The sequence below is a fragment of the Streptomyces sp. CB01881 genome (assembly GCF_002953255.1).
Taxonomy (GTDB): Bacteria; Actinomycetota; Actinomycetes; order Streptomycetales; family Streptomycetaceae; genus Kitasatospora.
In genome coordinates, this window is sequence record NZ_CP026498.1 from 1,463,349 (window position 1) to 1,470,854 (window position 7,506).

At 70.2% G+C, this 7,506-nt stretch carries 6 protein-coding genes; all 6 read right to left on the bottom strand.

The window, feature by feature from the left end; genetic code table 11:
- Nucleotides 1-60: 60 nt before the first annotated feature.
- On the bottom strand, nucleotides 61-945 hold the full coding sequence (locus C2142_RS06440) for an FHA domain-containing protein (protein ID WP_148641492.1): 885 nt from the start codon (nucleotides 943-945) through the stop codon (nucleotides 61-63).
- Nucleotides 946-1,159: 214 nt separating this feature from the next.
- Nucleotides 1,160-2,206, bottom strand: coding sequence for a DUF881 domain-containing protein (locus tag C2142_RS06445; RefSeq protein WP_241003125.1), 1,047 nt, complete (start codon nucleotides 2,204-2,206; stop codon nucleotides 1,160-1,162).
- A 196-nt stretch (nucleotides 2,207-2,402) separates the two neighbouring features.
- Nucleotides 2,403-2,735 (bottom strand): small basic family protein, encoded by a 333-nt coding sequence (locus C2142_RS06450; RefSeq protein WP_030062488.1) that lies wholly within the window; start codon nucleotides 2,733-2,735, stop codon nucleotides 2,403-2,405.
- Nucleotides 2,732-3,784, bottom strand: coding sequence for a DUF881 domain-containing protein (locus C2142_RS06455; RefSeq protein ID WP_162002418.1), 1,053 nt, complete (start codon nucleotides 3,782-3,784; stop codon nucleotides 2,732-2,734). The genes C2142_RS06450 and C2142_RS06455 overlap by 4 nt, the downstream gene beginning before the upstream one ends.
- A 289-nt stretch (nucleotides 3,785-4,073) precedes the next feature.
- Nucleotides 4,074-6,569 (bottom strand): mannose-1-phosphate guanyltransferase, encoded by a 2,496-nt coding sequence (locus tag C2142_RS06460; RefSeq protein ID WP_148641494.1) that lies wholly within the window; start codon nucleotides 6,567-6,569, stop codon nucleotides 4,074-4,076.
- 123 nt (nucleotides 6,570-6,692) lie between these two features.
- Nucleotides 6,693-7,313, bottom strand: coding sequence for a CDP-alcohol phosphatidyltransferase family protein (locus C2142_RS06465; RefSeq protein ID WP_162002419.1), 621 nt, complete (start codon nucleotides 7,311-7,313; stop codon nucleotides 6,693-6,695).
- Nucleotides 7,314-7,506 lie beyond the last annotated feature (193 nt).

A 7,506-nucleotide genomic window follows, 5' to 3' on the forward strand; every position in this document is an offset into this window, starting at 1 on the left:
TGGCCGCCCCGAGAGATGAAGGGGTATTCGTACTCACTCGGGCTCCCGCCGACGTTGGTTTCAGTACCCCCGGTGGTGGCTGGCGAAGAACACCAGCCGGTACTTCCCGATCTGCACCTCGTCGCCGTTGTTCAGCGCCACCTCGTCGATCCGCTCCCGGTTGACGTAGGTGCCGTTGAGGCTGCCCACGTCGGCGACGGTGAAGCCGCCGCCGGGCGTCCGGCGGAACTCCACGTGCTTGCGCGAGACGGTGACGTCGTCGAGGAAGATCTCGCCCTGCGGGTGACGGCCGGCCGTCGTCTTGTCCGAGTCCAGCAGGAACCGGCTGCCCGAGTTCGGGCCGCGCTGGACGATCAGCAGGGCCGTGCCCGGCGGCAGCGCGTCGATCGCCGCCAGCACCTCGGCCGACAGGGCCGGCGTGGCGCCGGTGCCGGTCGTGGTGTTGGGGTCGTACGACTCCAGGCCGGAGATCGAGATGGTCGACGTGGTCTCGGCCGCCCCCTCGGGCAGCGCGCCACCGCGCAGAGCGGTACCGCAGTTGGAACAGAAGCGGGCCGCGGCCGGGTTCTGGTTGCCGCACCTGGGGCACGGAGTGGGGCCAGCCATGTTCACAGCCTCCTGGCGCGGCACACCCGACGGGTTGTGCCCGGCGTACGGGTCCGGAGCAAACCCTCCACCAGAGGTTGAGGGTCCTGACGGGAAACCTATGCGCGGGGCACCGGAGGGGTCAACCGACGCGCCGTAGCCCGCCGGATTCCCGGCGAACTCCTGGTTGGCGCCGTCCCGGAACAGCGGCCGCTCGGCGTACTCCACGCCCTCGGGGGCGGGGCGCATGCCCGGCACGGCGGGCTCTTCGTCGGCGCGGCGGTGACGCGCGGTGGGTGCCTCGACGGCGGCCGCGTCACGGCCCTTGTTGCGACCGAACAACTTCGAGAAGAAACTCACGGGCGAATCCCCTTGCGTGTGACAGACCCGCCCGCGGGGCAGGGTGAGAACCTCGGACAGGTTGCGGGCCCGGTCTCGGATCGGGCCGGCTGGAGTGGTACTCCGACGTGTGGTGCTCCGGCATGTGCTGGTGTGGACCAGTCTCGCCCACGTGACGGCGGCCTCCCGCACCGGGGGCCGCTCGCAGGTGACGGGCCGTTCGGCAGGTGGCCCGTCACTTCGTGGCCGGCTTGGCGTACTGCGGCGTCTTCAGATCGACGAGGGCGTCGACGACCACCTTCTGCTGCTGGGAGATGGTCGCCCGGGCCTGGTGACTCTCCAGGGTACGGACCACACCTCCCGGGATGTTCAGCGCGGGTGTGAGGTCCTGCGGGTTCCCCACGACGGTGAAGCGATAGGGCTGCGAGACCTTCTTGCCGTCGATCTGCACACCGCCGCCGGACACGTCCGTGAAGTAGGTGTTGACCACCACGCGCACATCGTTGATCTGAATCGCCTCCGCCCCCGCCGCTCGGAGTTCCTGCAGGGTGTCCAGCAGCATATCCGCCTTCACCTGCCCTTGGGGATCATCGACCGTGAGTACGATGCCCGGACCAGTGGCTTTGACGGTTCCCGCCAGCACGCCAAGCTCCGTCACCTTCTTCCTGGTCTGCTCCTGGGCCTCCTTGGCCTGGTTGGAACTGTTCTCCAACTTGGCCAGGGACTGCTCGAGCTCCGCCCTCTCCTGTTGGAGACGCTGCTGACGGCCGTCCAGTTCGTCGAGGATCCGAACAAGATCCTCCTGGCGCGCGCCCCGCAGCTGGCTGTGGTGGTCGTTGGTCGAGCGGACCTGGATCGCCAGAGCCAGTCCGAGCGAGAACAGCAGCAGCGCCACCACCAGCTGGCCGCGCGACAGCCGCGGCGGCCAGAGCGCCGCCTTCAGCCGGCGCCGGCCCGCACCACGGTCCACGGCGGTCGGGGCGGGCACGGGCTCGTCGGCCTCGGGCTCGTCGGCCTCGGGCTCGTCGGCCTTGGCCTCGGGCTCGGCCTCGGGCTCGGGCTCGGGCTCGTCGGCCTCTGACTCGACCGCCTTCGGCTCGGACGCGGGCTCGGGCTCGGGCTCGTCGGCGGGTACCGACACGGACTCCGGCGCCTCGGCCTCAGGCCGCCCCGCCGGCTTCTCCTGCGCCCCGGTCGGCGTCGGCGGGGCCTCCTCGACCCCCGGGACCGCCTTCTCGGACGACTCCGTCGCCTCCGCCGTCCGCTTCTTCTCCTCGGACAGCTCCACCCGCTCCACCGGTTCGGCGGGCCGGGCGGGCCCGGCAGGCGCGACGGGCTCACGACCCGCGGACGCGACCGGCTTCCGGAGCGGCGTCTGCGCCTCCGGGACCGCCTCCCGCCCGCCGTCGCTCTCCCGCGCGGCGCCTCCCGCCGGTCCGTCCACCGTCTTCTCCTTCGCCGCCTCCTCGCGGCCCGGCTCAGGCGCGGAAGACATGGCGCCTGATCGCAGCGGCGTTGGAGAAGATGCGGATGCCGAGGACGACGACCACGCCGGTGGACAGCTGCGAGCCGACGCCCAGCTGGTCCCCGAGGAAGACGATCAGCGCCGCGACCACCACGTTGGAGAGGAACGAGACGATGAACACCTTGTCGTTGAAGATCCCGTCCAGCATCGCCCGGACACCGCCGAACACGGCGTCGAGCGCCGCGACCACCGCGATCGGCAGGTACGGCACGACGGCGTCCGGCACCTCGGGCTGGACGAAGAGTCCGACGACCACCCCGATCACGAGACCCAGTACGGCAATCACGGTCTAGCTGCTCCTGTCCCTGCGAAAGGCGACCCGCTCGTGGTCGCCGTGGGCGAGTGGGCTGTGGTGGTCTTGGCGGAGCCGCTCGGCGTGCGCTTCCCCGAGCTCTGCGTCTTCGGCGTGACCGACGACGACGAGCCCGCCGCGGGGCTCTCCGACCCGTCGGCGGACGCCGTGGCGGATGCGGTGGCGGACGGGGCGGCGGCGGTCGGGCTCGCCGACGGCGAGGCCTCCGGCGTGGCGGGCTGGGCGGTTCGCAGGGTGACGCCCACCGCCGCGGGCAGCGTCAGCTTCTTCTGGGCGGAGAGCGTCGACTTGATGCCGTACTTCTCCTGCAACAGACGCAGGTACTGGCCCGCCATGTTGCTCTCGAAGGCGCCGACCAGCTTGGGCCCGTCCCCGAGCGCCTGCACGTTGTACGGCGGAACGAGCGGCCGGTTGTCCACCAGCACCGCCTCACCCGCGGCACGGATCGCCGAGAGCGCGGTGAGCCGCTGCCCGTTGATCGAGATGGCCTCGGCCCCGGAGACCCAGAGTCCGTTCACCACCAGCTGGAGGTCCCGGTCACGAAGCCGGCCGCTGTTGGAGAACCCCTGCCCGGCGCGCGGATCGACGTTCCCGCCGGCCCCGGTCCCGGCCGCGTCCTCCAGGACGAGCTTGACGCCCGGGCCGCTCACCTCGGCCAGGCCGACCGCGCCGGCCAGGTCCCCCGCGTCTGCGTCCCCCGAGGGCAGCGCCTGCTGCTGCGTACTGTCGACCTTCTGCCGCAGGTCCTGCACCTGCTTCTGGAGCCGGTCCGCGGACCCGTTGCTGTCGTTGATCCGCTGGATCAGCGCGTCGCGCTCCTTGGCCAGCGTCGGCTCGGCCTTGCGCGCGTTCACCGCGCCGACCGTCACGACCGCCCCGACGAGGGCCAGCCCGGCCCCGAGCGTCATCAGACCCCGGAGCGTGCCGGGTATCCGGCTGTCGCGGTCCCCGCCCCGTGCCGCGGCCGCCTCGGCGTAGCCCTCGTCCAGACTGTGGTCCATCACGTTGGTCAGCAAGGACATCGAGGCATCCGGACGGTTGTACCGTCCGTTGCTGGCACTCGGCGTCGGCGTCGCTGGCATGCGGACCATCGTCCCACGTCGGCGGAGGGGCCCGTGCACACCCCCTGAACTGCACACTCACCAGAAGCGACGGATCACCACCAAGGCCGCCAAAACGGACATGGGGTGAACGGGCAGGGGGTGAACGGCGAGGGAGGTGAGCGGGCAGGAGGGCGGGGCGGATCGGCACTCGCCGCCCGCCCCGCCCTCCCGGGGCCACCGTTACGGTCACCCCGTGGTCCTCCCGCGCTCAGCGCCCGGCGCCGTCGACCACCGCCGCCCACTCGTCCAGCAGCGCCTCGGTCGCCTCGTCGTCCGGACCCTCCGCCCAGAGGTGGGTGACCGCCTCCGCCGGGTCCGGCAGGACCAGCGTCCACCGCCCGTCCGCCTCGACCACCCGGACGCCGTCCGTGGTGTCGAGCCGCCGGCTGCCGGCCGCCTCCACCACCGAGCGCATGACCATGCCCTTCGCCGCCCACGGCGTCGCGATGTCCCTCCGGCGGATGTGCGCCTGCGGGATCCGCGCGTCGATCTGGCTCAGGGTGAGCTGGGTGCGGGCCACCAGCCCGACCAGTCGCACGAACGCCGCCGCCCCGTCCAGCACGCCGCTGAACTCGGGGACGACGAAGCCGCCGCGCCCGTCCCCGCCGAACACCGTGCCCTCGGCGGCGGCCGCCTTGGCCAGGTCGTCCGGCGTGGTCGTGGTCCAGATGACCTGGGTGCCGTGGTACGCCGCGACCTGCTCGGCGATGCGGGTGGTGGTCACCGGCAGCGCCACCTGCCCGCTGCGGCGCTCGGCCGCGACCAGGTCGAGCAGCACCAGCAGCGCCCGGTCGTCGTCGATCACCCGGCCGAGCTCGTCCACGAAGGCCACCCGCTCGCCCACGGGGTCGAAGCGCACGCCGAAGGCCGCTCGGGAGGAGGCCACCAGCGCACCCAGCCTGGCCAGCCCCGCCCGGCGTTCCTCCGCGTCCTCGGTCGGCCGCGCCTCGTCCAGCCCGCTGGAGACGGTGAGCGCCTCCACCCCGAGCCGGCCGAGGATGCTCGGCAGGACGAGCCCGGCACTGCCGTGAGCGGTGTCCACGACCACCTTCAGCCCGGCCTCGCGGACACCCGTGGTGTCGATGCTCCGTAGCAGGTTGCCTGCGTACGAGTCGAACACGCTCGACGGGAAGGTCAGGTCGCCGATCTCGCCCGGGAACGCGCGCCGGTACTCCTGACGCGCGTACACGCGGTCCAGCTTCCGCTGGCCGGCCTGCGAGAGGTCGGCGCCGCGCTCGTCGAAGAAGAGGATGTCCAACGAGTCCGGTACCCCGGGCGTGGTCCGCAGGAAGATCCCGCCGGCGCTGCCCCGCGCGGTGTGCTGCCGGGCGACCGGCATCGGCACGTTCTCCAGGTCGCGGACGTCGATCGCGCTGGTCTGCAGTGCCGAGATCATCGCCCGCTTGAGCGCACGCGCACCACGCGAGTGGTCACGCGCGATGGTGACGGTCGCCCCCTTCTTCAGGGTGGTCGCGTACGCGCCCGCCAGCCGCACGGCCAGCTCCGGCGTGATCTCGACGTTGAGGATGCCCGAGACCCCGCGCAGCCCGAAGAGGTGCTCCTGGCCGCGGGACTCCCAGATCACCGACGTGTTCACGACGGCGCCGGCCTCGATGGTCTTGAACGGGTAGACCCGGACGTTGGCCGCGATGATCGACTCCTCGCCGATCAGGCACTCGTCCCCGATCACGGCGCCGTCCTCGATCCGCGCGGCCCGCATCACGTCGGTGTTCTTGCCCACGACACAGCCCCGCAGATTGCTCTGCGGGCCGATGTAGACGTTGTCGTGGATGACCGCCTTGTGCAGGAAGGCACCCCGCTTCACCACGACGTTGCTGCCGAGCACGGTGTGCTCGCGGATCTCCACGCCGGCCTCGACCTTGGCGTAGTCCCCGATGTAGAGCGGCCCGCGGAGCACCGCCTCCGGGTCCACCTCGGCCCCCTCGGCCACCCAGACGCCGGGCGAGATCTCGAAGCCGTCGAGCTCGACGTCGACCTTGCCCTCCAGGACGTCCGCCTGGGCCTTGCCGTAGCTCTCGTGGGTGCCCACGTCCTCCCAGTAGCCCTCGGCCACGTACCCGAAGACCCGCTTGCCCTCCTTGAGCAGCTGCGGGAACACGTCACTCGACCAGTCAACGGACTCGCCCGCCGCGACGTAGTCGAAGACCTCGGGCTCCATGACGTAGATCCCGGTGTTCACCGTGTCGGAGAAGACCTGCCCCCAGGTCGGCTTCTCCAGGAAGCGTTCGACGCGCCCCTCGTCGTCGGTGATCGTGATGCCGAACTCCAGTGGATTCGGTACCCGGGTGAGACAGACGGTGACCAGTGCGTTTTTACTACGGTGAAACTCGATCAATTCCGAGAGATTGAAGTCGGTCAGCGCGTCGCCGGAGATCACCAGAAAGGAGTCGTCCTTGAGCGCGTCCTCGGCGTTCTTGACACTCCCCGCAGTGCCGAGTGGCGTCTCCTCGTTCGCATATGTCAGATGCATACCCAACTCTTCGCCGTCACCGAAGTAGTTCTTGACCAGCGAGGCCAGGAACTGGACGGTGACGACGGTGTCGGAGAGACCGTGCCGCTTCAGCAGCCGCAGCACGTGCTCCATGATCGGGCGGTTGGCCACGGGAAGCAGCGGCTTCGGCATGCTGGAGGTCATCGGGCGGAGTCGGGTGCCTTCGCCCCCTGCCATTACAACGGCTTTCATTACGGGTGCGTCCTCCTTCGCGGTGGTGGACCTGCAGGTCCATCAAACCGTTCCAGAGGTTCTCTACCCGGAAGATATCGTCCGACGCACCGGGCCGCCGTGGGACTTCTCTCAGATCACGTCTCAGACTGTGGACGCGGGCGAGGCCGAGACGCCCCTGATGATCTGCCGCGCCTGCACCGCGTAAAGAATGGCGGCCCACCAGTAGAGCGTGGTCCCCCACCAGATGAAGGCCCAGCTGACGACCTCGGCCGGCCGTGCGATCCAGCTGTCCCCGGTGCCGAGCAGCAGAAGCGGGAACGCGTACATCAGGTTGAAAGTCGCGGCCTTCCCCAGGAAACTCACCTGCAACGGCCCGTAGCCGTGCCGGTTGAGAATGGGAAGCAGCGCCGCGATAAACAGCTCACGGGCCAACAGGATCGCGGTGAGCCACCACGGCAGGATCTCACGCCAGGTCAGGCCGACCAGGGTGGACAGCACGTAGAGGCGGTCCGCCAGCGGGTCGAGCAGCTGGCCGACCCGGCTGATCTGCCCCCACCTGCGGGCGAGCTTTCCGTCCAGGTAGTCGCTGATGCCGCTCAGCATCAGAATCAGCAGCGCCCAGCCGTCATTGTTCGGTCCGCCGAACACCGGCCAGAGGATCAGCCAGAGGAAGAGCGGAACGCCGACCAGCCGACCCATGCTCAGCAGGTTGGGGATGGTGAGGACGCGATCGGTCTGGACCCGCGTCTCCTGGACCTCCACCCGGGGGCCTCCTGTTACCGTGTGACGACTTTGCATGTTGACCCTACAACAGAAAAGCCCCCGTCCGGTTCCCGGCGGGGGCTTCTCTTGAATGATTGTTCGGCGGCGTCCTACTCTCCCACAGGGTCCCCCCTGCAGTACCATCGGCGCTGTGAGGCTTAGCTTCCGGGTTCGGAATGTAACCGGGCGTTTC

What these genes read in the sequence shown, in the direction of transcription:
- C2142_RS06460 (WP_148641494.1), bottom strand. Translation starts at nt 6,569, where the DNA reads ATGAAAGCCGTTGTAATGGCAGGGGGCGAAGGCACCCGACTCCGCCCG.
- C2142_RS06455 (WP_162002418.1), bottom strand. Translation starts at nt 3,784, where the DNA reads ATGTCCTTGCTGACCAACGTGATGGACCACAGTCTGGACGAGGGCTAC.